The sequence below is a fragment of the Nisaea denitrificans DSM 18348 genome (genome assembly GCF_000426505.1).
Lineage (GTDB): Bacteria > Pseudomonadota > Alphaproteobacteria > Thalassobaculales > Thalassobaculaceae > Nisaea > Nisaea denitrificans.
Map to the genome: position 1 here is coordinate 16512 of NZ_AUFM01000021.1, position 20561 is coordinate 37072.

General features: G+C 62.4%; 18 protein-coding genes. 12 read left to right on the plus strand and 6 right to left on the minus strand.

Going from position 1 to position 20561, the window contains the following annotated elements; all coding sequences use genetic code 11:
- Positions 1–132: 132 nt before the first annotated feature.
- The 10 genes from K328_RS0115785 to K328_RS0115830 are packed head-to-tail and all read left to right on the plus strand — an operon-like array spanning position 133 to position 12586.
- The gene (locus K328_RS0115785) at positions 133–1560 is read left to right on the plus strand and encodes a Do family serine endopeptidase (RefSeq protein WP_036554695.1); all 1428 of its coding nucleotides are present in this window, start codon (positions 133–135) and stop codon (positions 1558–1560) included.
- 3 nt (positions 1561–1563) lie between these two features.
- Positions 1564–2874: a replication-associated recombination protein A gene (locus tag K328_RS0115790; RefSeq protein ID WP_028466805.1), complete on the plus strand. Its 1311-nt coding sequence runs from the start codon at positions 1564–1566 to the stop codon at positions 2872–2874.
- Positions 2864–3745, plus strand: coding sequence for a hypothetical protein (locus tag K328_RS0115795; RefSeq protein ID WP_028466806.1), 882 nt, complete (start codon positions 2864–2866; stop codon positions 3743–3745). Before K328_RS0115790 ends, K328_RS0115795 begins: the two co-directional genes overlap by 11 nt.
- Before the next feature lie 14 nt (positions 3746–3759).
- Positions 3760–4140, plus strand: a complete 381-nt coding sequence (crcB, locus tag K328_RS0115800) for a fluoride efflux transporter CrcB (protein ID WP_028466807.1) — start codon at positions 3760–3762, stop codon at positions 4138–4140.
- Entirely contained in the window at positions 4137–5135 is a 999-nt protein-coding gene (locus K328_RS0115805; RefSeq protein WP_028466808.1) for an RluA family pseudouridine synthase, read from the plus strand. The genes crcB and K328_RS0115805 overlap by 4 nt, the downstream gene beginning before the upstream one ends.
- A complete protein-coding gene (locus tag K328_RS24360) occupies positions 5136–5816 on the plus strand; it encodes an HAD-IA family hydrolase (protein WP_036554659.1) in 681 nt (226 codons plus the stop codon). It begins immediately after the preceding gene.
- 13 nt (positions 5817–5829) lie between these two features.
- Positions 5830–9228 carry an AsmA family protein gene (locus tag K328_RS0115815; protein WP_028466809.1) on the plus strand — a complete coding sequence of 1133 codons (3399 nt, stop codon included), beginning with the start codon at positions 5830–5832 and terminating at the stop codon, positions 9226–9228.
- A gap of 4 nt (positions 9229–9232) precedes the next feature.
- A complete protein-coding gene (locus tag K328_RS0115820) occupies positions 9233–9928 on the plus strand; it encodes an ATP12 family chaperone protein (protein WP_028466810.1) in 696 nt (231 codons plus the stop codon).
- Between the two features lie 51 nt (positions 9929–9979).
- Positions 9980–11512 (plus strand): acyl-CoA carboxylase subunit beta, encoded by a 1533-nt coding sequence (locus tag K328_RS0115825; protein ID WP_028466811.1) that lies wholly within the window; start codon positions 9980–9982, stop codon positions 11510–11512.
- Between the two features lie 24 nt (positions 11513–11536).
- A complete protein-coding gene (locus K328_RS0115830; protein WP_028466812.1) occupies positions 11537–12586 on the plus strand; it encodes a histone deacetylase family protein in 1050 nt (349 codons plus the stop codon).
- On the opposite strand, the gene K328_RS24365 is transcribed toward K328_RS0115830, so the two are convergent.
- The 5 genes from K328_RS24365 to K328_RS24380 all read right to left on the minus strand — a co-directional run bounded on the left by K328_RS24365 (position 12583) and on the right by K328_RS24380 (position 16540).
- On the minus strand, positions 12583–13353 hold the full coding sequence (locus K328_RS24365) for a DUF1194 domain-containing protein (RefSeq protein WP_051284980.1): 771 nt from the start codon (positions 13351–13353) through the stop codon (positions 12583–12585). The two genes, K328_RS0115830 and K328_RS24365, sit on opposite strands and share 4 nt — an antisense overlap.
- On the minus strand, positions 13320–14057 hold the full coding sequence (locus K328_RS24370; protein WP_051284981.1) for a DUF1194 domain-containing protein: 738 nt from the start codon (positions 14055–14057) through the stop codon (positions 13320–13322). Before K328_RS24370 ends, K328_RS24365 begins: the two co-directional genes overlap by 34 nt.
- A 71-nt stretch (positions 14058–14128) precedes the next feature.
- Positions 14129–14752, minus strand: coding sequence for an RNA 2',3'-cyclic phosphodiesterase (gene thpR / locus K328_RS24375; RefSeq protein WP_084608343.1), 624 nt, complete (start codon positions 14750–14752; stop codon positions 14129–14131).
- Between the two features lie 31 nt (positions 14753–14783).
- Entirely contained in the window at positions 14784–15827 is a 1044-nt protein-coding gene (locus K328_RS0115850; protein WP_028466813.1) for an NADP(H)-dependent aldo-keto reductase, read from the minus strand.
- Positions 15828–15937: 110 nt separating this feature from the next.
- Positions 15938–16540: an arylesterase gene (locus K328_RS24380; RefSeq protein WP_245577570.1), complete on the minus strand. Its 603-nt coding sequence runs from the start codon at positions 16538–16540 to the stop codon at positions 15938–15940.
- Positions 16541–16697: 157 nt separating this feature from the next.
- Between K328_RS24380 and K328_RS24385 the strand changes: the two genes are divergently transcribed.
- The gene (locus K328_RS24385; RefSeq protein WP_051284982.1) at positions 16698–17435 is read left to right on the plus strand and encodes an ABC transporter ATP-binding protein; all 738 of its coding nucleotides are present in this window, start codon (positions 16698–16700) and stop codon (positions 17433–17435) included.
- Entirely contained in the window at positions 17435–19960 is a 2526-nt protein-coding gene (locus K328_RS0115865; protein ID WP_028466814.1) for an ABC transporter permease, read from the plus strand. The genes K328_RS24385 and K328_RS0115865 overlap by 1 nt, the downstream gene beginning before the upstream one ends.
- A gap of 54 nt (positions 19961–20014) precedes the next feature.
- Here K328_RS0115865 and K328_RS0115870 read toward each other — a convergent pair whose 3' ends face one another.
- Complete coding sequence (locus K328_RS0115870) at positions 20015–20446, minus strand: organic hydroperoxide resistance protein (RefSeq protein ID WP_028466815.1); 432 nt, start codon at positions 20444–20446, stop codon at positions 20015–20017.
- Positions 20447–20561 lie beyond the last annotated feature (115 nt).

A 20561-nucleotide genomic window follows, 5' to 3' on the forward strand; every position in this document is an offset into this window, starting at 1 on the left:
TCCCTTTTGGCCCATGCACCGACAACCCATATAGGATAGCCTACCTTCGACTTAATTTTGTGACAACAAACGGAAAAGCAACTGATGCGCCGCCCTGATTCTTCTCGCTTTTTCTCCTCGCCAGTCGCTTTCATGCTTCGCCAATTGGTGGTGGTGACATGCCTTGCCGGGCTTTTTCTGGTTTTTGCCGGGGCTGGGACGGTGATGGCGCAAGCCGTGAAACAGGTGCCGGGGACGCGAGCGGAGATTCAGTATTCTTTCGCCCCTCTGGTGCGCAAGGTCGGGCCCGCCGTCGTGAATATTTATGCCCGGGCGGAAGTGACCGAGCGCCGTGCATCGCCATTGTTCGACGATCCCTTCTTCCGGCGTTTCTTCGGCGATGTGTTTCCAGGCGAAGCCCGCAAGCGAACGGCGCAATCGCTCGGCTCCGGGGTCATCATGCGCGAGGATGGGTTGGTCGTGACCAACCATCACGTCATCAAGGGCGCGGACGAGATCACCGTTGTGCTGTCTGACCGGCGCGAGTTCGACGCCAAGATCCTGCTTCAGGAGGCGCGCACCGACCTTGCCGTGCTGAAGATCGAAACCGATGGTGAAAAGCTGCCGCATCTTGAGATCCGGGACAGCGACGAGCTGGAGGTCGGAGATCTCGTTCTGGCCATCGGCAATCCGTTCGGGGTCGGCCAGACGGTGACCAGCGGGATCGTCTCGGCATTGGCCCGGACAGCCCTGGGCATCACCGATTACAGCTTCTTTATTCAGACCGACGCCGCCATCAATCCAGGCAATTCGGGAGGCGCGCTGATTTCCATGGACGGGCGCCTGGTCGGCGTGAACACGGCGATTTTCAGCAACCAGAAAGGCGGCGGTGGGTCTGTCGGGATCGGCTTTGCCGTGCCGTCGAACATGGTCCGGACTATTCTTGACGGGGTGGACAAGGGCAATGTGGTGAGGCCCTGGATCGGCGTTTCCGGCCAGACCATGACCTCAGACCTTGCTGAGCAGTTCGGATTGCCCCGGCCGATCGGCGTTGCCGTGACCGACGTCTATCCTGACGGCCCGGCCGCCAAAGCCGGGATCCGGGTCGGCGATGTCATTCTGAATGTGGGCGGCAGGGAGATTGTCGACGAGCAGGCCCTGCGGTACCGCGTGGCAACGCGTCCGCTTGGCGGCGTGGCGCGGATCGAGATTCTCCGGGGTGGTGTGCATCAGGTTGTCGAGGTTTCGATGCGGGCGCCGCTCACCGAACCTGCCCCGGATCTGCGGGACATGATTGGCCAGCATCCGATGTCCGGGGCCCGGGTGGCGAACCTGTCGCCGGCCTTTGCCCTGGAGCACGGGCTCGACGACATGGCACGGGGCGTCGTGGTTCTCAAGGTTGCGCGGCAATCGCCTGCGGCTCGTGTCGGACTCCGACCGGGTGACGTTGTGCTGAAGATCAATGACGAGACGATCGATCTGGTCTCGAGCCTCGAGCCGGCCCTGATGTCAGCCAATAATGCCTGGCGGATTTCGATCCGCCGTGAGGGGCAGGTGCTGACGACTGAAATCAAGGGCTGATCGGTGGCAAGTCTGTTTGAAGCCGACGCACCGAGGCCGCTGGCCGACCGGCTGCGTCCGAATGTGCTTACCGAAGTGGTCGGGCAGGATCATCTGCTCGGTCCCGAAGCGCCGCTCGGTCGCATGCTGGCGCGCCAGCGGGTCGCCTCGATCCTGCTCTGGGGGCCGCCCGGCTGCGGCAAGACCACGATCGCCCGCCTGCTGGCGGACGGCACGGACATGGAGTTCGAGCCACTCTCGGCTGTATTCTCAGGCGTTGCCGATCTGCGCAAGGTGTTCGAGAAGGCAAAGGAGCGGCGGCAGATGGGGCGCGGCACGCTGCTCTTCATCGACGAGATCCACCGTTTCAACCGGGCCCAGCAGGATGGCTTCCTGCCCTATGTCGAAGACGGCACGGTCGTTCTGGTCGGCGCGACGACGGAAAACCCGTCCTTCGAGCTCAATGCGGCGCTGCTCTCCCGGTGCCAGGTGTTGGTTCTGCGGCGGCTCGACGATACCGCGCTGGATCTGCTGCTGACCCGTGCCGAAGAGATCGAGGGCCGCGCCCTGCCATTGACGCCGGACGGCCGTGAGGCTCTCAAGGCGATGGCGGATGGAGACGGGCGCTATCTGCTCAATCTGACCGAAGAGATTTTCCTGCTGCCGTCGGAGCCGCTGCTGGACGGTGCCGGGCTGGTCAAGACGGTGCAGCACCGGGCGCCGGTCTACGACAAGAACAGGGAAGAGCATTACAACCTGATCAGCGCCTTGCATAAATCCCTGCGCGGCTCGGACGCGGATGCGGCGCTGTACTGGCTGTCGCGGATGCTGGCTGGTGGGGAGGATGCGGGCTACATCATGCGGCGGCTGACCCGGTTCGCGTCGGAGGATATCGGCATGGCCGACCCGGCCGCGCTGCCCCAGGCTTTGGCCTGCTGGGACGCTTATGAGCGGATCGGCTCCCCCGAGGGCGACTTGATGCTGGCGCAATGCGTGATCTATCTGGCAACCGCGCCGAAATCGAACGCCGCCTACAAGGCTGCCGGTGCGGCGAAACGCGCGGCCAAGACGACCGGCTCTCTGGCGCCGCCCGCGCATATCCTGAATGCACCGACGAACCTGATGAAGGATCTCGGCTACGGCAAGGGCTATGCCTACGATCATGACGCGCCGGACGGCTTCAGCGGTGCGGATTACTTCCCGGAAGAAATGCGCCGGGAGCAGTTCTACCGTCCGGTCGAGCGCGGTTTCGAACGGGAAATCCAGAAGCGTCTGGCTTACTGGGACAAGCTGCGCCGCCATCGCGTGGCCGGCGGTCCGGACGGTGACGGCTGATCCCGGCTTCGATCTTTTCCTCGGCATCGACTGGTCCGGGGCAAAGGGCGCACGCACCAAGGGGATTCAGGTTGCTGCCGCCGGACCCGGTGAGGCACTGCCTCGTCTGATCGCCAATCCCTACCGGCCGCATGGCATCTGGTCCCGGCCCGATGTGCTTGCCTACCTGATTGCCAAAATGGATGAAGGCCGCCGCGTGCTGGCCGGATTCGATTTCGCCTTCTGCTACGCCTTCGAGGATGAGGGTGCCTATTTCCCCGGCCTACCGGACGCCCCACGCTCTCCGGAGGCGGTCTGGGCGCTTGTGGAGCAAGTTGGGCAGGATGACCCCGAATTCTATGGTGCAGCCCTCTACAAGCGCGCGGACCTGCCCTACAGGGATTACTTCTTGGCGCCGGGCTGGCGGGGGGAAAAGTACAGATACCGGCAGAGATTGGCGGAACAGGCGGCCGCTTCCGTGACAACGCCGCACCCGGTCTTCAAATGTATCGGCGCGGCCAATGTCGGCACGGGCTCCCTCGCCGGGATGCGATTGCTGCACCGGCTGCGTGGATTGAACCGGGATATCCGTGTCTGGCCGTTCGACCCGGAACCGGGAGGGGAGCTGACCATGATCGAGATCTTCCCCCGGCTTTACTACAAGCTGGCGGGCGGCGATCCACGGGCCTGGGGCAACCGGGACAATCTCACTGCCGTCTGCGGTCACTTCGGCGCCAGTGCAGGGGAGGTCCCCGAGATCCGCACCGAAGACGAGGCGGATGCCCTGATCGCGGCGGCCGCATTGAGGCTGCTACAAGCCGATCCCGCGCTCTGGCGGCAGGCACGCAGGGCTGGTGCCTCCAAGGAAGGCTGGATATTCGGCGCGGCTTAGGCTAGCAAGCGCTGATGTACATGCTCCTTGCCATTGCGTGCGGCGGAGCGCTCGGTGCGCTCGCCCGCCATAAAGTCGGTTCCATTGCCATGCATCTGTTTGGCAGCGGGTTCCCGTACGGCACAATCACGGTGAACATTGGCGGCTCGTTCCTGCTCGGCCTGCTGGCCGGCGGGCTGGCCTTCAGGTTCAGTCTGCCGCTGGAAGCGCGGGCTTTTCTAATCGTTGGTTTTTGCGGTGCCTTCACCACTTTCTCCACCTTCGCGCTCGACGTCGCGACCCTGACGGAGCGCGGCAATCTGATGCTTGCGGGCGTCTATGTCGCGCTATCGGTGGCGGGGGCCATTCTTGCCATGTTCGGCGGTCTCGCCGTGATGAGAGGACTCTTCGCATGAGCGGAGTTCAGACTATTCAGGTTAAGGGCGACGATGCGGATATGCGCATCGACCGCTGGTTCAAGAAGCATTATCCGGGCCTCGGCCATGGCCGGCTGGAAAAGCTGCTGCGTACCGGACAGGTCCGGGTCGACGGCAAGCGGGTGAAGGCGAACCAGCGTCTCGAAGAGGGGCAATATCTGCGCTTGCCGCCGCTTGGAGACAAGGAAACCAGCCCGCCGACGGCTGACAGTCGCCCCGGCAAGGAACCCCGCATCGACGAGGCCATGCTGGAGGAAATGCGCGAGCGGATCCTGTTCATGGATGACGATGTGATCGTGCTGGACAAGCCGGCCGGCATCGCTACCCAAGGCGGGACCGGGCAGAAAGTGCATGTCGACGGCATGCTGGACGGCTTTCGCTTTGGCCGCTCCGAACGGCCAAAGCTGGTGCACCGGCTCGACAAGGATACCTCCGGCATCCTGCTGATCGCCCGGTCGACTGCGGCAGCCCGCTGGCTTACGGCGGCGTTCCGGGAAAAGACCACGCGCAAGATCTACTGGGCACTGGTGCTCGGTGAGGTCAAGCCGAGGGTGGCCCGGATCGACATTCCCATCTCCAAGCTGCCCGGCAAGGCTGGTGAGAAGATGGCGGTTGATTACGAAACGGGACAAAAGTCCCTGACGGACTACGAAGTGGTCGAGCAACTCGGCAAACGCGTCGCCTGGGTGGCGCTCAGCCCGATCACGGGCCGAACCCACCAGCTCCGCGTTCATATGATGGAACGGCGGGCGCCGATCCTCGGCGACGGCAAGTATGGCGGCCCGGAAGCCTTCCTGGTGGCCGAAGGCCTGTCTCGCAAGCTGCATTTGCATGCCCGCGAGATCGAGGTGAAGCGGCCGAACGGCTCCCTGCTCAAGGTCACCGCGCCCTTGCCGGACCATATGCTGAAGGCATGGGATTTCTTCGGTTTCGATCCGGAAGGCGGCGCGGATGCGCTGCGCGAGGGTGTCTGAATGCGGTCATCCGATCCATTGCGGCTGGTCGTTTTCGACATGGACGGTACCCTTATCGATAGCCAGCACCATATTATCGCCTCAATGACACGGTCATTTGAGAGCAATGGTTTTGCCGCTCCCGATCCCGCCGTCGTGCGGGCAGGGGTCGGCCTGCCGCTGGAAGCCATCATCGGGTCGCTGCTGCCGGACATTTCACCGGAAAAGTGCGAGCGGCTGGTACAGGATTATCGCGGCGACCACCGCGCAAGGCTGGACCGCGGCGATCGGCATGAGCCGTTGATGCCGGGTGCGAAGGAAGTGGTGGAACGCTTGGATGCGGCGGGTTATCTGATCGCCCTTGCTACGGGCAAGGGAACCAGAGGCGCCCGTCATGCGTTGGAGGTACATGGGCTGATCGATCGCTTCGTCAGCATCCAGACCTCGGACACGGCACCGGGAAAACCACATCCGGGCATGCTGATTCAGGCAATGAACGAGGCCGGGGTTGAGGCATCCGCCACAATCATGGTCGGCGATACGGTGTACGATCTGGAAACGGCGCGGAACGCCTCGGTGACGTCGGTTGCGGTGACCTGGGGCTACCATGAGCGTGAAGACCTTGTGTCTTTCGGTCCCGGTGCGGTGATTGATCATTTTGATGATCTGGATGCGGAGGTCGAGCGGCTTCTGGCATTCTGATGGGAGCGGCTAAATGCGCATTCTGAAAATTCTCCTGTTGTCTTTCCTTGGGATGGTTGTTGCCCTTGCTGGAGGTGCTGCGGTCTACCTGACGTCCCTCGACGAGGAGGATGTTAAGCGGATCGTCGCGGAACAGGTTCAGAAGGCCACGGGCCGTACCCTGACGATTTCCGGTCCGTTGACGTATGAGCTGTCCTGGGAGCCCAAAATCCGGGTCGAGGATGTCCGTTTCCAGAATGCGGCCTGGGCCGGTGACGCGGACATGGTCTCGGTAGGGACCATGGAACTGGACCTCGATCTCGACCGGGTGTTCGACGGAGTCGTGATCGTCGAGAGGCTGTTTCTCGAACATGCCAAGGTGAACCTGCTGCGGGAAGCCGATGGCCGGGCGAACTGGCTGCTCGGCTCCGATGAGGCAGGCGAGGACAAGGACGAGGAGACCGGACCCTCTCGCAGCAGCATCTTTCCGGTTATCGAAAGCATCACCCTGATCGATGTCGATGTGGTCTACAGCGACAAGCTTGAGGGACAGGAGCATCGCGTCGATATCGATTCCGTCGATCTGGTTGCGCCTGATTTCGAAAACCCGGTTGAAGCCATCGTCAAGATGTCCGTCAACGGCAAGCGCATCGATGTGGCAGGCACCTTGCCGCCCGCCGTGGCACTTGGAGATGCCAGCGCGCCGCAGCCCTTCGATATTAGCGGCGAGGCCATGGGGCAGCCGTTTCGCGTCGCGGGTAAATTGCTGTTCGCCTATGAGGATGGCGTGCCCGCCAACATCGCTGTTCAGGGGCTGGTGGCCCACCTGTTTTCCTCCGATATCTCGGGCGATCTGAAGCTTGATACCGCCGGTCGCGTTCCCAGTCTTTCCGGTACTCTGAAGTCCCAACTCATTGATTTGCGTCAGATCGAAGCGCTGGCGGGACCCGGCCGTGGCGCGAAGAGCGGCAGCGGTTCGGCGACTGGCGATATCCGGGATATCATGGACGACCGTATCTCCACGGATTGGCTGGAGCAGGCCGACATCGATCTTTCGCTGAACGTGAAGGCCTTCAAATCGAGCGCCGCCGAGGCCTCGGACATTGCGCTGACCGTCGCCTTGAAGGATGGAAAGCTGTCGGTTTCTCCCTTCTGGGCAGTCTATGCGGACTCGCCGATCAAGTTGCAGGCGGAGGTGGAGAAGGACGACCGTGCTCTTGTGGCAGCTGTGGATCTTTCCATCAAGGGCGCCGACTTCGACCGGCTCGCCGGCACCGCAATGGATACGGCCGGCCTTGAGGCGAGTGGCGATCTGAACGTTTCAGTGAAGACATCCGGCAGGACCGTGGGAGAGTTGATGGCGGGCGCAACGGTCAATGCCAAAGCCGCACTTCCGTTGGTCCGTTACACTGACCCGGCTGGCCCGGGCGCGGGCCGGGATGCCACCATATCCAAGCTCGACATCCAGCTCGATGCCAGCGGAACCAATCCGGAAGCCGTTTTGAAACTGGTCGAGAATGTTGGAGATATCCGGCTCGATACGCCGCTGAACAAGATCGTTCTGAAAGGTATTTCCGGTGAGGCCCATATCCGGGCAGCCGAAGTTGCGACGGCGCAGGACAAGGTACGGGATCTCGATATAGCGGTCAGTCTGCAGGATCAGGTGCTGTCGGTCTCCATTCCGGAAATGATGCTGGCCAAGGCGAAACTGTCTGCTTCCGCGCGGGTTGAGCCGTCGGGTATTCGCACCAAGGTGTCCTCCCGCGTATTTTGGAAGGGTATCGATCTCGGTGTCGCCGCGGACCGTCTCGGCGCCGACGGCAAGGCTTCCGGGAAGGCGGATATCGATATCGATCTGATCGGTCAGGGCCGCACGATTGCCGCGATGCTGTCCTCGATTGACGGTACCTTCGGCATCGAAATGGACAAAGTGCGCTATACGGCGGCCTCGGCCGGGCCGGACGAACGCGTCGAAATCGACACGCTGTCCCTGAAGGCCGAGTCCATGTCGAAACCGATCACCGGAAAAATAGCCGGGCGTTTCGGCAAGAAGGAAATCGATATTGCTGGCCAGTTTCCCTCCATCAAGGCCTTGGTCGAAAAGGAACAGGCACTGCCGTTCGATTTCAATGGCATGGCCGTCGGCGAGAAGGTCGCGATCAAGGGCCAGCTGACCTTGGTGCAGGTAGACGACCGTTTCACCAGTTTCAAGATCTCCGGCCTGGATGCCCGAATCGGTAAGTCGGATCTGACTGGCTCCCTCAAGCTCAGCATGGAAGGCGAGCGGCCGAAAGGGGCTATCGATCTGGCCAGCACGTTCCTCGATCTTGAGCCCTATCTTGATGACGGAGAGCCAGCGGCTCCCCGCGACCCGGCCAAGAAGGTCAAGGCCGATGCGCCGTCCGACGAAGCGCTGGACAAGCCATTCCCGACAGAGATGCTGGACCGGGCGGACGGAACCATCAAGCTCACTGTCGGCGACCTTCGCCTGCCGGGGCTGGTCGTTACCAACCTGGACCTGAATGCGGCCCTGCAGGACAGGGTACTCTCCGTTTACCCGTCAGAAGGTGTCTTCAACGAGGGGCTGGTCAAGCTGGAAGCAACGGTCGACGGTAGCAAGGCGCCGATGACCGGTTTCTCGATCGACGGCACCTGGACCGGCGCTCATTTCGGCAATGTGCTGCGGGAGTATTTCGAGACGGAAGTGTTCCGTGGTTATGGCAATACCTCGGCCAAGCTGACCGCGAGCGGGCGCACCCCGCGCGAGGCGATGGATACGGTGAACGGCCATGTTGCGCTTTACCTGAAAGACGGCACTGTCTCGAACACCTATTGGGAGCTGATCGCGGCCGATCTGGTGACCAGCCTGCTGCCCTCCATCGGCAAGAAGGCGGAAAATGAATCGAAGCTGAATTGCATGGCCACACGGTTCGATATTGCCGACGGCATAGCGAAATCCAGGGTCTTTCTGGTCGACAGCTCCCGGGTCACGGTTGGCGGGGCTGGCACCCTAGATTTGCGCGATGAGAAAGTCGATTTCCTGCTTCATCCCAAGCCCAAGGATTTCGCTTTCCTCAGCCTTGCGACTCCCATCCGGATTTCCGGTCCGTTGTCCGACCCGACTTTCCTGCCCGATGCGGCGGGAGCGGCGAAAAGCGCTGTGCTTGGTGCGGGCGCCGTGGCCCTGACGGTGGTTAACCCGTTGGCGCTCGTGCTGCCTTTGATGTCTTCCGGCGAGACGGAAGACCCTTGCCCGGCGGCGCTCGCGCTGGCAGAAGGCAAGAGTCTGGAGGAAGCGGCTGCAATCGGCAGGGCGGCGAACAAGAGTTCAGGCAAGGGTAACGGCGCTGTCGAGACCGGCAAAGGTGTTCTGAAGCTGCCTGGCAAGGCGGTCGACGGCCTGTTCGGCGGGATCAAGAAAGTCTTGGAGTGAGTGCGTGAAACGGTTCTACAAGGCGGCCTCGGTCGGGGCGGCGGAAGGCGGCTATCAGGTTCTGCTTGATGACCGACCGGTCCGTACCCCGGCGAAGGCGCCGCTGCTGCTGCCGGGGGAAGAACTCGCGGTGGAAATCGCGACCGAATGGAATGCCCAGGAGGAGAAAATTCTCCCGGCTTCCATGCCGTTCATGTCGTTGGCATCGACCGGCATCGATCGGGTGACGCCGCAGCGCGACGCCGTGATCGATCAGATCGTCGCTTATGGCGGCTCCGATCTGGTTTGCTACCGGGCGGAAGACCCTGATGATCTGGTGATCCGGCAGGCCAAGTCATGGCAGCCGCTGCTGGACTGGTGCCGGGAGCGATTCGGCGCCGAGCTTGCCGTCACTGCCGGGATCATGCCCTTGACCCAGAGTGAAGAGGCTCTTGCCGCACTGCGTGGTGAGATTGCCGATCACAATGATCTGGTCCTCTCAGGGCTCTATCAGCTGACAACCGGTTTCGGCTCGCTCGTCATCGCGCTGTCCGTTCTGGAAGGCCGCATCGAGGCGGAAAAAGGCATCGAATACGCACTGCTGGACGAGCTGTTCCAGGCCGAGCGCTGGGGCGAGGACTGGGAAGCGACGGCCCGCCGCAAGGCGATGGCAACGGACATGACGAACGCCGCCCGTTTCATTACCTTCTGCCGGGTTTGACGCACCGCGCGGGCTGCGCCTATCGTGGCGCGATCCAGGGAGATTAGACGTATGCAGGAAATCATTGAGCGGCTCGGGGAAATGCGCGATGCAGCGCGTGCGGGCGGTGGCGAGAAGCGGGTCGCGGCGCAGCATGCCAAAGGCAAGCTGACAGCGCGGGAACGCATCGAGGTCTTGCTCGACGAAGGCTCGTTCGAGGAATGGGATATGTTCGTCGAGCATCGCTGCACCGATTTCGGCATGGCCGAGAACAAGGTGCCGGGCGATGGCGTGGTGACCGGCTACGGCACCGTGAACGGCCGGATGATTTTCGTCTTCAGTCAGGATTTCACCGTCTTCGGCGGCTCTCTCTCGGAAGCCCATGCGGAGAAGATCTGCAAGCTGATGGATCAGGCCATGAAGGTCGGTGCGCCGGTCATCGGGCTGAATGACAGCGGTGGGGCCCGCATCCAGGAAGGCGTAGCCTCCCTCGGCGGTTATGCCGAAGTGTTCCAGCGCAACGTACTCGCCTCGGGGGTGGTGCCGCAGATTTCCATGATCATGGGCCCGTGCGCCGGCGGGGCCGTCTATTCCCCGGCCATGACCGACTTCATCTTCATGGTGAAGGACAGCTCCTACATGTTCGTCACCGGCCCGGACGTGGTGAAGACCGTGACGCATGAGACCGTGACCCAGGAAGAACTGGGCGGCGCGGTCACGCATTCCACCAAGTCCGGCGTTGCCGATATGGCATTCGAGAACGATGTCGAGGCGCTGCTGCAGCTCCGCCGCTTTATCGACTTCCTGCCGTTGAACAATCGGGAAAAGCCGCCGGTGCGGCCGACCGCCGATACGATGGACCGGCCGGAAATCTCGCTCGACACGCTGGTGCCGAGCAATCCGAACAAGCCCTACGACATGAAGGAGCTGATCGAGAAGGTCGTCGACGAGGGCGATTTCTTCGAGATCCAGCCGAACTATGCCGGCAACATCATCGTCGGTTTCGCCCGGATGATGGGCTCGACGGTGGGCATCGTCGCCAACCAGCCGATGGTGCTGGCCGGCTGCCTCGATATCGAAAGCTCGAAGAAGGCGGCGCGCTTCGTCCGCTTCTGCGACTGCTTCAACATTCCGATTGTCACCTTCGTCGACGTGCCGGGCTTCCTGCCGGGCACCTCGCAGGAGTTCAACGGCATCATCAAGCACGGCGCCAAGCTGCTCTATGCTTATGCCGAAGCCACGGTGCCGAAAATCACGGTGATCACCCGCAAGGCCTATGGCGGCGCTTATGACGTCATGAGCTCGAAGCATTTGCGCGGCGATCTGAACTTCGCCTGGCCGACGGCGGAAATCGCCGTGATGGGGCCGAAAGGCGCGGTGGAGATCATCTTCCGGGGCGATCTCGGCGACGAGGAGAAAATCGCCGAACGGACCGAGGAATACCGCCAGAAATTCGCCAATCCCTTCGTGGCCGGTGCGCGCGGTTATATCGACGATGTCATCCTGCCGCACAACACGCGGCGGCGGATCTGCCGGGGCCTCTCGATGCTGAAGAACAAACAGCTCGAAAACCCCTGGAAGAAGCACGACAACATTCCTCTCTAACCTTCCTCTCGGACGGCAAACAAGATGCGTGTGGTTTATACGGACGGACATGCGGCGCATGCCCCGAAACGGTTCATTACGCGGGGCGCCATCGTGCAGAGCCCGGAGCGGCCGGAACGGGCGGAAATCCTGTTCAAGGCGGCAACGGAAGCCGGGCATGATCTGATCCCGACCAGTACGCACGGTGCTGCTCCTGCGGCCCGGATACACGATGCGGGCTATCTCGACTTTCTGGAGAATGCCTGGGAGCGCTGGTGCGCGTTGCCGGACCATGCGGACGAGATCATCCCGAACGTGCATTCCGGCCGCAACATGTCACAGCCGCCGCAGCATATCGTTGCCCAGTCAGGCCATTATCAGGCGGACACGGCCTGCCCGATCGGCGCAGGCACCTGGGAAGGGGCTCTGGCCTCCTCGGACGTCGCAGTGACCAGCGCGGACATGCTGGCGCAGGATCTCGACGGCGGGAACAGTGGGGCCTATCTCTACGCCCTCTGCCGCCCTCCGGGGCACCATGCCTACGCAGATCAGGCAGGCGGCTTCTGCTTCCTCAACAATTCCGCCATCGCCGCCCAGCGTCTGCGCGACCGGGGAGCGGCAAAGGTCGCGATCCTCGACGTGGATGTGCATCACGGCAACGGCACGCAGGGCATTTTCTATGAGCGTGGCGACGTGCTGACCGTCTCGCTGCATGGCGATCCGGCGGCCTACTATCCGTTCTTCACAGGCTTCGCGGGCGAGACCGGCGAGGGTGACGGTGCGGGCTGCAACGTGAATTACCCGCTGCCGCAAGGCACCGGCGACGACGCCTATATGGACGTCCTTGCCGACGCGCTGGAAAGCGTGGCTGCCTTCAAGCCGGATGTGCTCGTCGTCGCCCTCGGTCTCGACGCCTCCGAAGCCGACCCGCTGGCTTTCTGCAAGGTCACCACGGACGGCTTCCGCCGCATGGGCCGGACGATTTCGGAAGCCGGATACCCGAGCCTGCTGGTGCAGGAAGGCGGTTACATCTCCGATCAGCTCGGCGCCAATCTGGCGGCATTCCTGAACGGGTTTGAGGGCGTGCGCTCCTAAGAAATCGGCGCCGCCTTGATTTCCCGCAATAATTTCCGCCGGATTGCATGGATATAGTCCTCGTAGTCCGCTGCGGTGATGACGAAAGCGCCGGGGCCGGTGATAACGGTTTCCTCGAAATAGCCGCCGAGATCCAGCACCTGATTCTGGATCGCCAGCCCGTTGACGGTGACGCGGGCATTGCTGGCTATCTCACGGCCCTCCTGCATCAACCGGCCCGAATTGTTGAAGCCGTCTCCTGAAATATCGATCACCTGGCGCTGTCCGGCGAAGCCGTTCACGGCGAACAGGGGCACACTGTAGGCGATGGCGGCCGAGATCGAGGTGGCGCCGGTATCGACCATGCGGGCCGAGGAGGCGATGTCCGCGGCGAAGGCTTCGGCGCTTTCGACGCTGTTGATCAGACGCCAGGGAATGTTGACCGCCTGGCGGTCGACGCTGGACCATTCGATAAGGGTAACCGCGATGGCCTGGAAGGCGCCGTTTTTGATGGCCTGCTGCACGTCCGGATCGTTAAAGGCAAGGGCGAGACCGCGCAGCTGCAGGTCGAATTCATTGCGATCAACGCTGGCGGAGGAATCAATGGCGAGCACCAGTTCGACATCGACCGGGTACTCGCTCTGGGCAACGGAAGACGGCCCGAGGCAGAAAAGAAACAGGCCCAGAACCGCCTTCAGAAATCTCAAACCGTCACCCTGATCGCCACGTTGGTCGCCGCGTTCGAACTGATTCTTCAGCGCCGCTCCATGAGCAGCGCCTCGTTCCATGATGGGTCAAGGCCGGACCCGTCCGCAACGGGGACGTCGCGCAGTTCGCGGAAAAGTTTCCGGAAGATGGCGTTTCGGTAGTCCTCGTAATCTTTCGCCACTTCGGTAAAAGCCCTGTCGCCGCCGATCACCCGGTCCTCGAAATAGATGTCGAGATTGGGAAATTCATTCCGGATCGCCAGTCCGTTGATCGTGATGCCGCGGGCCAGCACCTGGGCGCGGGCGATATGAATGTCGAGGCCCTGATTGTTCTCGCCGTCCGCCGACATGTCGATCACCCGGCGGAACCCCTCCATGCCGTTCCCGTTGAAGCTGTTGGCGGCGAAAAGCAGCGCGTTTGCTATCGAGGTCGCACCGGTGCCGATGGTGCGCGGCATCGCCTCGATCTCGTTTGCCAGATTGTTCGCGTCGGCGGGACCGGTCAGCAGGCGCCAATGCACCGCGACATTCTGGAAACGCTCGCTCGACCACTGGATGATGGAGATCCCGATGGCGCCTTCGACACCGTTCTGGATGGCGTCCTGGATCATCGGATCGCGGAAGGCGTTGGCCATGCCGGAGACCTGCAGGGCGAATTCCTCATCATCCACACTGGAAGAACAGTCGATGGCCAGAACCAGCTCTATATCAACCGGGATGTCGGCCGCGCCGATGCGCGGTAGGGAACAAACGAACACGAGGATCAAACAAACGAGACGAAGCATGGTCCACCAAAGCCTTCCTGCCGGGCAGCTATCCTTGCAGATCTTTGTGAAAAAACCGTGTCGATGCCGCCTTAATGCGACGAAAGGGCGGCGCCGTCTGTGATTTCGTAATCCTCTTCGTCCCTGAATTCGTCGAAATAGGGATCTGAAAAGGCATCACCGTCCAACGGATAGACCACTTCGGGACGGTAGATCGGTCCGTCCCGGTGGAGAAAACTGCGATAGAGCGTGAAGGAGCCGACCGGGAACGGCCCGGTGCTGAACGGGCTCGCCTCGCAGATGAAATCATTTACCGGGCCGAGCGGCGCGTCCTTGAAGCGGGCCAGTGTCACATGAGGTTTGAACCTGCGGGTCTCGCGTTCGACGCCGACCGCATCAAGAGCGGTGTCGATCTTGCGTTGCAGATGAAGCAATTCGTCGCTGGCCACGACCCGAGTCCATAGCGCGCGGGCCCGGCCCTTGGTCTCGAAGCAGCCGAAACCGTCGAGCTCAAGGTCGAAACCCGGCTCGCGGACACGATCCAGTTGCGCGGCGATGTCGTCCATCGCCCGGTTATCGACCGCGCCGATAAATCTCAATGTCAGGTGAAAGTTTTCTTCCGCGACCCAACGGGCGCCGGGAAAACCGCGGCGCAGCCGGGAGAGTGCGGCGCGGACATGGTCGGGTAGCGCGAGCGCGACGAACAACCTGTTCATACATAATTGGCTATCACGCTCGCGCAGGCTGTCAAGGACAGGGATTTGAGTACAGCTGGTTAACCTTTTCGATCTCTTCCAGAAGGGCTTCCGGAAGCACCATTTCAGCAGTGTCTATATTGCTTTCCAGCTGCTTCATCGTCGTCGCGCCGATGATGTTCGAGGTGGTGAACTGGCGGGTGTTAACGAATGTGTTGGCGAGGTCCGCAGGCGCGAATCCGTACTCTTTAGCGAGCTTGGCATAGGCGATCGTGGCTTCCTCGGCATTCGGCTTCAGATAACGTGAGAAATTGCCGGGGAACAGCGTCATGCGGGCGCCTTCAGGCTGCGCGCCGTCGAGATATTTGCCGCTGAGCACGCCGCCGGCGATGGGCGAGTAGGCAAGCAGTCCGCAATCCTCGCGGATCGCCACTTCGGCCAGACCGACCTCGAAGCTGCGGTTCAGCAGATTGTAGGGATTCTGCACGGAGGCCGGGCGCGGCAGGCCCATGGCATCGGACAGCGCGATGCATTTCATCGTGCCCCAGGGCGTCTCGTTGGAAAGGCCGATATGCCGGATCTTGCCTTCCTTGATCAGGTCGGCCAGCACGCCGAGGGTCTCTTCCAGCGGTGTCCAGTCCTGCTCCTCGGCATGCACATAGTTGAGCTTGCCGAAAGTGTTGGTGGAACGCTCCGGCCAGTGCAGCTGGTAGAGGTCGATATAGTCCGTCTGCAGCCGCTTCAGGCTGGCATCGACCGCAGCCGTAATGTGCTCGCGGTTGAACTTGGGTTTGCCGTCGCGGACATGGGCGAAGCGCTCGCCCGGGCCGACCACCTTGGTCGCCAGGATCACCTTGTCCCGCTTGCCGCTGGCCTTGACCCAGGTGCCGATGACTTCCTCAGTCCGGCCGTAGGTCTCGGCGCGGGGCGGCACGGAATACATTTCCGCCGTGTCGAAGAAATTGACGCCGCGCTCCAGCGCGTAGTCCATCTGCTCATGGCCCTCGGCTTCGCTGTTCTGCTCGCCATAGGTCATGGTTCCGAGGCAGATCACACTGACGCGCAGGTCCGTTCGTCCGAGCGGGCGGTATTCCATTGGCAGCTCACTTCCGTTGATTGGCAGATAGGCGATTGGCTCACGGGCGATAGATAGCCGGGCAGGCAGGGCCCGAAGGCGCGGAGTTTAAGCGCTGGGCGCGTCCGGGATCAACGGGCGGCTGTCTTGCTTTTCGAGATAAGCTCTTTCACGCGCGGCATGATGCGTTTGACGATGATGGCAACGCCCTCCCTGGTCGGGTGGATGCCGTCCTTCTGGTTAAGCGCCGGGTCGCCGACGACACCATCGAGGAAGAAGGGGTAGAACAGCACCGCGTGCTTCTCTGCCAGTTCCCGGAAAACCGCCTCGAACTCTGCGCCATATTCCTGGCCGAGATTGGGCGGCGCCAGCATGCCCGCGAGCAGAACCGGCAGGCCTTTTTCATCGAGCGTCGTCAGTATGGCGTCGAGATTGCGTCTGGTTTCCGCCGGCTCCAGCCCGCGCAAACCGTCATTCGCGCCAAGTTCCAGGATCACCGCGTGCGGATTGGAGGCAAGTGCCCAGTCCAGCCGGGCCCGTCCGCCTGCACTGGTATCGCCGGACACACCGGCATTCACCACTTCGGCGTCGATACCCGTAGCCCGCAGCGCGTTTTGCAACTGGTCGGGAAAACCGTCGCCCGGGGGCAATCCATACCCTGCCATCAGGCTGTCACCGAGGCCGAGGATGCGGATCTCGGCATGTGCTACTGGGCCGAGAGTGAGGAAAATCAACAATAACGCCGGGAAGACAACCGCGGCACAGCGTCGGAAAGCACGGCTGACAGCGTTGCAATGCACCATGGTAACCCTATATGGCGGAGGTGCGCATAATTCCGGGGCGTCTGGCGATGCCGGGCTCCGCCGTTGTTTAATCTGGGAAGACTCACTCATGGCATTGATCCGACTGTCCGACTTGCACCTTAACCTGAGGAGCGGGGCGGGCGAGGTCAATATCCTCCGCGGAATCGATCTTGAGGTGACTGCCGGCGAGACGGTCAGCATCGTCGGGCCGTCCGGCGCCGGGAAGTCGACCCTGATGATGGTGATGGGCGGACTTGAGCAGGCCAGCTCCGGCAGTGTCTCCGTCGCCGATCACAACCTTTCCGCCATGAGCGAGGATGCGCTTGCCGTGTTCCGCCGGGATACGGTGGGGATCGTCTTCCAGGCCTTCCGTCTGGTGCCGACCATGACAGCTCTGGAGAATGTGGCCATACCGCTTGAGCTGGCGGGCTCCCGCGATGCCTTTGCTGTCGCAGAAGAGAGCCTCGCCAAGGTAGGACTGGCGCATCGGGTGACGCACTACCCGGACCAGCTTTCCGGAGGCGAGCAGCAGCGCGTGGCCATTGCCCGCGCCTTCGTCACCCGGCCGAAACTGTTGCTGGCGGACGAGCCGACGGGAAATCTCGACGGTGCTACCGGCGACAACATCATGGAACTGCTTTTTGAGTTGAGCGAGACCCACGGCACTACCCTGGTGCTGATCACCCATGACATGGCCCTCGCGGAACATTGTAGCCGGGTGATCTCCATGGCCGATGGCAAGATCGTAGGGGATACCAGACGCACGGCACCCGGTGAGGTCGCCCAACCGGATGACGGTGCGGCAGCCGAGCGGCAGAGCGCCTGATGCGAAATTTCTTCATTGCCCTGACGATTGCCCGCCGGGAGCTGCGCGGCGCCGCTTCGTCCTTTCGCGTGTTCCTGGCCTGCCTCGCCCTTGGCGTGGCGGCGATGGCAGGTGTCGGCTCCGTTTCCTCGGCCATGATGGCCGGGGTCGAGCGGGACGCCCGGGAGATCCTTGGCGGCGATATCGAGATCCGCTACACCCACCGCGAGGCGGCACCCGAACAGATCGACTGGTTCCACCAGTCCGGCACCGTGGCCAAAACCGTCGAGATGCGTGCCATGGCCCGCAAGACGGATGCTGACCGGCGCACTCTGGTCGAGCTGAAGGCGGTGAGCGACGCCTACCCAATGTTTGGCTCCCTTGATCTGCAAAAAGGTGGCGCCATCCAGACGGAACTGGCGCTGCGCGACGGTACCTACGGCGCGGTGGTGGATGAGGCTCTTGCGACCCGGCTTGAGCTTGTGCCGGGTGATAGCCTGAAAGTTGGAGAGGCCATCTTCGAGGTCCGCGACGTCATCGCGAAAGAGCCGGACCGGGCCGTCAGCTTTGCCTCCTTCGGGCCGCGCGTGATGATCCCGGCGGCTTCCCTGCCGGAGACAGGTCTGGTCCAGCGCGGCAGCCTGATCCGCTTCCACTACCTGATCGCCCTGAAACAGGGCATCAAGGGAGCCGACTGGATCGAGCAAACCAACAAGAAATTCCCTGACGCGGGCTGGCGGATACGCGGCGTCGACCGCGCTGCCCCGGGGTTCGACCGTTTCATCAACCGGGTGACGCAATTCCTGACACTGGTCGGGCTGACCGCGCTTCTGGTCGGCGGTGTCGGCATCGCCAATGCGGTGCGGGCCTTCCTCGACCGGCGGATGGCGACCATTGCCACCCTGAAATGCCTCGGTGCCACGACCGGGACCGTTTTCACCGCCTATTTCATCCAGATTTTGGCGGTTGCTACCGTCGGTATCGGCGCCGGGCTCGCCATTGGCGCGCTGGCGCCGTTGATCGCGGGCACGCTGATCAGCGGCATGCTGCCGTTCGAAGTGCCGGGCGGGCTTTACTGGAAGCCGCTGCTGACCGCCGGCGCCTTCGGCTACCTGACCACCGTCGCCTTCTCGCTATGGCCGCTCGGCCGGGCGGGGGCTGTGCGTGCGGCGCAGCTTTTCCGCGCCCTGATCGTGCCGCCGTCCGGACGGCCTGCCGGTAAATACATTGTTGCCAGTGCGATCAGCGCCCTGATTCTGGCCGGGTTGGCTGTGGTTGCAACGGACGATCCGAAACTGGCTGGCGGGTTTATCGCCGGGGCTGTGGGTGTTCTGTTACTGTTCGGCGGTGGAGCCCAGCTTATCGTCCGGGGTGCCCGCATGATACCGACGCCGAAGCGCCCGGACCTGCGGCTGGCCATTGCCAACCTGCACCGGCCCGGTGCGCCGACCGCCAGCGTGATCCTTTCCCTCGGGCTTGGTCTTACCGTGCTGGTGGCCATCGCCCTGATCGAGGCCAACCTGTCGCGGCAATTGAAAGAGCAGATTCCGGAAATCGCGCCGTCCTATTTCTTCATCGATATTCAGCCGCACCAGGTTGACGGCTTTATCGAGACGGTGGAGAGCGTGCCCGGCATCACCAAGATGGAACGCACGCCGCTGGTGCGCGGCCGGATCGTGCAGATTGCCGGTGTACCTGTCGCGGAGCGCAAGGTCGATCCAGACGTGCAATGGACCATCAACGGCGATCGCGGCCTGACCTATGCCGCCACGCCGCCACCCGGCACCGATCTGGTCGAGGGTGAGTGGTGGCCGGAGGATTATAGCGGTCCGCCGCTGCTGTCTTTCGACGCGGAAATCGCGCGCGGCTACGGCATCGGTGTCGGCGATACCATCACGCTGAACGTGCTGGGGCGCGAGATCACCGCGACGGTGCATAACCTGCGGAATATCGAGTGGCAGTCGCTCGGGATGAATTTCGTCTTCGTCTTCGCTCCCGGCACGCTGGAGGCGGCGCCGCACAGCATCATCTCGACGGTCTATGCCGAGACACCGGAGGCGGAAGAGGCGGTGCAGCGGGCGGTCACGGACCGGTTCGCCAATGTCTCCGCCATCCGGGTGAAGGATGCGCTGGAGAATGCCGGGCGGATCATGGACGCGGTCGGTATCGCTATCCGGATCACCGCATCGGTGACGCTGCTGGCCGGTGTGCTGGTACTGGCGGGCGCTGTCATCTCGGGTCATCAGCGTAGGATCTACGACGCTGTAGTGCTGAAGGTGCTCGGCGCGACCCGGCGGAAGGTGCTGACTGCCTATGTCATGGAATACGGCCTGCTCGGCCTCGCCACATCTCTGGTCGCGGCCCTGATCGGCACGGTCATCGGCTATGTGGTTATCACCCAGCTGATGCGGGGCGATTTCGCCTTCGACGCGCCGTCGGTTGTGCTGACGGCGGCCTTCTCGACGGCGATCACCATCACGCTCGGCCTGATCGGCACCTGGAGTGCTCTGTCACAGAAAGCGGCACCGCTGCTGCGGAACGAATAACGGACGGACCGCCAATAGGCGGTCCGCTGGTTCTTTCGGGAATATGGATCGGCCTCAGGCGACCGACAGCTTCACGTCGATATTGTTCCGTGTTGCGTTCGAGTACGGGCAGACCTGATGGGCTTTCTCGATCAGATCCTGCACCGCGTCCTTGTCCGCGCCGGGAACGGAAACGGCGAGCGATACCTCAAGCCCGAACCCGCCTTCCGCGCGCGGGCCGATGCCGACTTCGGAAGAGACGGTGGCCTCCGGCGTGATCTTCACCGAAGAGTCTCCCTGGGAAGCGACGAACTTCATGGCGCCGAGAAAGCAGGCGGCATAGCCCGCCGCGAAAAGCTGTTCCGGATTGTTACCTGCGCCGCCCGCGCCGCCGAGTTCCTTCGGGGTCGAGAGCGTGACGTCGAGCGCGCCGTCGCTGGTTTTTGCCTGGCCGTCCCGGCCGCCGGTTGCGGTGGCGCCGATGGTGTAGAGGACATTCACTGACATGATTAGGCTCCTTGAAGTGCGGTGATAAATATATCGTGCACGATATAAATAATGCTCATGTCGATAGCGTCAAGGGCTTGCGATTAAATCGTGTGCGATTAAATTTCTCCTGAAC

Coding starts and splice junctions, on each gene's coding strand:
- K328_RS24360 (WP_036554659.1), top strand. CDS start 5,136: ATGCGGTCATCCGATCCATTGCGGCTGGTCGTTTTCGACATGGACGGT.
- K328_RS0115825 (WP_028466811.1), top strand. CDS start 9,980: ATGCAGGAAATCATTGAGCGGCTCGGGGAAATGCGCGATGCAGCGCGT.
- K328_RS0115815 (WP_028466809.1), top strand. CDS start 5,830: ATGCGCATTCTGAAAATTCTCCTGTTGTCTTTCCTTGGGATGGTTGTT.
- K328_RS24385 (WP_051284982.1), top strand. CDS start 16,698: ATGGCATTGATCCGACTGTCCGACTTGCACCTTAACCTGAGGAGCGGG.
- thpR (WP_084608343.1), bottom strand. CDS start 14,752: ATGAACAGGTTGTTCGTCGCGCTCGCGCTACCCGACCATGTCCGCGCC.
- crcB (WP_028466807.1), top strand. CDS start 3,760: ATGTACATGCTCCTTGCCATTGCGTGCGGCGGAGCGCTCGGTGCGCTC.
- K328_RS0115865 (WP_028466814.1), top strand. CDS start 17,435: ATGCGAAATTTCTTCATTGCCCTGACGATTGCCCGCCGGGAGCTGCGC.
- K328_RS24365 (WP_051284980.1), bottom strand. CDS start 13,353: ATGGAACGAGGCGCTGCTCATGGAGCGGCGCTGAAGAATCAGTTCGAA.
- K328_RS0115785 (WP_036554695.1), top strand. CDS start 133: ATGCTTCGCCAATTGGTGGTGGTGACATGCCTTGCCGGGCTTTTTCTG.
- K328_RS0115805 (WP_028466808.1), top strand. CDS start 4,137: ATGAGCGGAGTTCAGACTATTCAGGTTAAGGGCGACGATGCGGATATG.
- K328_RS0115870 (WP_028466815.1), bottom strand. CDS start 20,446: ATGTCAGTGAATGTCCTCTACACCATCGGCGCCACCGCAACCGGCGGC.
- K328_RS24370 (WP_051284981.1), bottom strand. CDS start 14,057: ATGCTTCGTCTCGTTTGTTTGATCCTCGTGTTCGTTTGTTCCCTACCG.
- K328_RS0115830 (WP_028466812.1), top strand. CDS start 11,537: ATGCGTGTGGTTTATACGGACGGACATGCGGCGCATGCCCCGAAACGG.
- K328_RS0115850 (WP_028466813.1), bottom strand. CDS start 15,827: ATGGAATACCGCCCGCTCGGACGAACGGACCTGCGCGTCAGTGTGATC.